General features: G+C 69.7%; 2 protein-coding genes and 1 pseudogene. All 3 read right to left on the reverse strand.

All coding sequences use genetic code 11. From position 1 onward, the window contains the following. A pseudogene (locus HW445_RS21945) lies at positions 1–391 on the reverse strand (maltokinase); the annotation flags it as partial. A gap of 110 nt (positions 392–501) precedes the next feature. Continuing rightward, positions 502–2,202: a maltose alpha-D-glucosyltransferase gene (gene treS, locus HW445_RS21950; protein WP_180222691.1), complete on the reverse strand. Its 1,701-nt coding sequence runs from the start codon at positions 2,200–2,202 to the stop codon at positions 502–504. After that, positions 2,199–3,751, reverse strand: a 1,553-nt coding sequence (locus HW445_RS21955; protein ID WP_180222692.1) for a DUF3459 domain-containing protein, incomplete at its 5' end; no start/stop codon positions are given. The genes treS and HW445_RS21955, both read right to left, overlap by 4 nt.

Below are 3,751 nucleotides of genomic sequence, written 5' to 3' on the forward strand. Positions count from 1 at the left end.
GCGCCTCCAGCAGCAGGCCGGTCGCGCGCGGGTCGTGCAGCGCGTCGTAGACCGTCGCGCCGGCGAACGGTCCGTGTCGGAGGTGGCCGACGAGGGCCGGGGCCAGCCGGGGCGGCAGGGTGCGGCGCACACCGAGCAGCAACTGGTAGCAGTCGCCGGGGGTCCGGCCGGCGCGGACCAGCAGGTGCACCAGCCCCGGCTGGTTCCCGGAGGCGGGCAGCGGCAGCAGTTCCGTCTCGGTCACCACCGAGACGTGGGAGAGCGGGCTCCCCTTGCCGGCGAACCAGCGTCGGCGCGGCAGCCACTCCAGGAGCAGCGGTTCCAGCGAGGCGGGCAGGGACGGCCCGGGCACGGCGGAGCGGGCGGGGGCGTACGGCGAGGCTTCCGACATGACGTCGCGTCCTTTCCCCTGGGGGGCGGGGGAGCGGGTGCTTTCGCGTGCCCGTCGTGAGGCGGCCGAAACCGCCTCACGACGGACCTGTCCGGTTGTGCCCGGTCCTCCTACGCCAGGTCCTTGCGGAGGCGGAACCAGTAGAAGCCGTGGCCCGCCAGGGTCAGCAGGTACGGCAGCTCCCCGATCGCCGGGAAGCGCACCCCGCCGATCAGCTCCACCGGGTGCAGGCCGGTGAACTCCCGCAGGTCCAGCTCGGTGGGCTGGGCGAAGCGGGAGAAGTTGTGCACGCACAGCACCGTGTCGTCCTCGTACTCGCGCAGGAACGCGAGCACCGCCGGGTTGGAGGAGGGGAGTTCGGTGTACGCGCCCAGGCCGAACGCCGGGTTCTGCTTGCGGATCTCGATCATCCGGCGGGTCCAGTGCAGCAGCGACGACGGCGACGCCATGGACGCCTCGACGTTGGTGACCTGGTAGCCGAAGACCGGGTCCATGATGGTCGGCAGGTAGAGCCGGCCGGGGTCGCAGGAGGAGAACCCGGCGTTGCGGTCGGGCGTCCACTGCATGGGGGTGCGCACCCCGTCGCGGTCGCCGAGCCAGATGTTGTCGCCCATGCCGATCTCGTCGCCGTAATACAGGACCGGCGATCCCGGCAGCGAGAGCAGCAGGGCGGTGAAGAGCTCGATCTGGTTGCGGTCGTTGTCCAGGAGGGGCGCGAGACGGCGGCGGATGCCGATGTTGGCCCGCATCCGCGGGTCCTTGGCGTACTCCGCGTACATGTAGTCGCGTTCCTCGTCGGTGACCATCTCCAGGGTCAGCTCGTCGTGGTTGCGCAGGAAGATCCCCCACTGGCAGTTCTCGGGGATCGCCGGCGTCTTCGCCAGGACCTCGGAGACCGGGTAGCGCGACTCCCGGCGCACCGCCATGAAGATGCGGGGCATGACCGGGAAGTGGAACGCCATGTGGCACTCGTCGCCGCCGGAGGCGAAGTCGCCGAAGTAGTCGACCACGTCCTCCGGCCACTGGTTGGCCTCCGCCAGCAGCACGGTGTCCGGGTAGTGCGCGTCGATCTCCTTGCGGACCCGCTTCAGGAACTGGTGCGTGGCCGGCAGGTTCTCGCAGTTGGTGCCCTCCTGCTGGTACAGGTAGGGCACCGCGTCGAGACGGAAGCCGTCGATCCCCAGGTCCAGCCAGAACCGCAGCGCGGAGACGATCTCCTCCTGCACGGCCGGGTTCTCGTAGTTGAGGTCCGGCTGGTGGGAGAAGAACCGGTGCCAGTAGTACTGCTTGCGCACCGGGTCGAAGGTCCAGTTGGACGTCTCGGTGTCCACGAAGATGATCCGGGCGTCCTGGTACTGCTTGTCGTCGTCGGCCCAGACGTAGTAGTCGCCGTACGGGCCGTCGGGGTCCTTGCGGGACTCCTGGAACCACGGGTGCTGGTCGCTGGTGTGGTTCATGACGAAGTCGATGATCACCCGCATGCCCCGCTGGTGGGCCGCGTCGACGAACTCCACGAAGTCGGCCAGGTCGCCGAACTCCGGGAGCACGGCGGTGTAGTCGGAGACGTCGTACCCGCCGTCGCGCAGCGGTGACTTGAAGAACGGCGGCAGCCACAGGCAGTCCACGCCGAGCCATTGCAGATAGTCGAGTTTGGCGGTGATGCCCTTCAGGTCCCCGACGCCGTCGCCGTTGGAGTCCTGGAAGGAGCGGACCAGCACCTCGTAGAAGACGGCGCGTTTGAACCAGTCCGGGTCCCGGTCACGGGCGGGGGTGTCTTCGAACGTGTCCGGGACGGGCTCGTTGACGATCATGTGGTGGGTGACCCTCCGATCTGCGGTGAGGACGGTCGCAGGACGTCGTCGCCACCGGCGCCGACGGTCAGCACATGTGCTCCCCCGGGTCCGAGGCGTACATAGGCGGCCCTGCCCCAGTGATAGGTCTCACCGGTGAGCTCGTCGCGCACCGGTACCGACTCGTGCCAGTCCAGGCCGAGTTGCGGCATGTCCAACGACACCGTGGCCTCCTGGGTGTGGTGCGGGTCCAGGTTCGCCACCACCAGAACCGTGTTCGATCCGTGCCGCTTGGAGTACGCGATCACCTCGTCCTTGTCGGCGTGGTGGAAGCGCAGGTTGCGCAGGTGGCGCAGGGCGGGGCTGGCGCGGCGGATCGCGTTGAGCCGGGTGATCAGCGGGGCGATGGTGCGGCCGTCGCGCTCGGCGGCCTCCCAGTCGCGCGGCCGGAGCTGGTACTTCTCCGAGTCCAGGTACTCCTCGCTGCCCTCGCGCACGGGCGTGTTCTCGCAGAGTTCGTAGCCGGCGTAGACGCCCCAGGTGGGGGAGAGGGTGGCCGCCAGGACGGCCCGGACCTCGAAGGCGGGGCGTCCGCCGCGCTGGAGGTAGCCGTGCAGGATGTCCGGGGTGTTCACGAACAGGTTGGGCCTCAGGTAGGGCGCCGACTCCTGGCTGAGCTCGGAGAGGTGTTCGGTGATCTCCTCCTTGGTGTTCCGCCAGGTGAAGTAGGTGTAGGACTGCTGGAACCCGGTCTGGGCGAGGGTGCGCATCATGGCGGGGCGGGTGAACGCCTCGGCCAGGAAGATCACGTCGGGGTCGGTGGCGTTGACGGTGCCGATGACCCGTTCCCAGAACACCACGGGCTTGGTGTGCGGGTTGTCCACGCGGAAGACGCGGACGCCGTGCTCCATCCAGAACCTCAGAACGCGGACGGTCTCCTCGACCAGGCCGTCCATGTCCCGGTCGAAGGCGATCGGGTAGATGTCCTGGTACTTCTTCGGCGGGTTCTCCGCGTACGCGATCGACCCGTCGGGCCGGTGGTGGAACCAGTCGGGGTGCTTCTCGACCCAGGGGTGGTCCGGTGAGCACTGGAGGGCGAAGTCCAGCGCGATCTCCAGGCCGTGCTCCGCGGCCTTCGCCACGAAGGCGTCGAAGTCCTCGATCGTCCCGAGGTCCGGGTGGACCGCGTCGTGGCCGCCCTCGGGCGAGCCGATCGCCCAGGGGACGCCGACGTCCCACTCGTGGGCGGAGAGGGTGTTGTTGGGGCCCTTGCGGTGGGTCCGGCCGATGGGGTGGACCGGCGGCAGGTAGACGACGTCGAAGCCCATGGCGGCGATCGCCGGGAGGCGTTCGGCGGCCGTCGCGAAGGTGCCGCTCACCGGCGGGGCGTCCTCGGGCACGACCGCGCCCTCGGAACGGGGGAAGAACTCGTACCAGGCCCCGTACAGGGCCCGCTCACGTTCCACCAGCAGCGGCAACGGGTCGCAGGCGCCGACCAGTTCGCGCAGCGGGTGGCGGGCGAGGGCCTCGGTGACCTCCGGGGCGAGGGCGGCCGCCAGGCGGGAGGCCA

Source organism: Streptomyces sp. UH6 (assembly GCF_013421635.1).
In the GTDB taxonomy this organism is placed as follows: Bacteria; Actinomycetota; Actinomycetes; order Streptomycetales; family Streptomycetaceae; genus Streptomyces; species Streptomyces abyssomicinicus.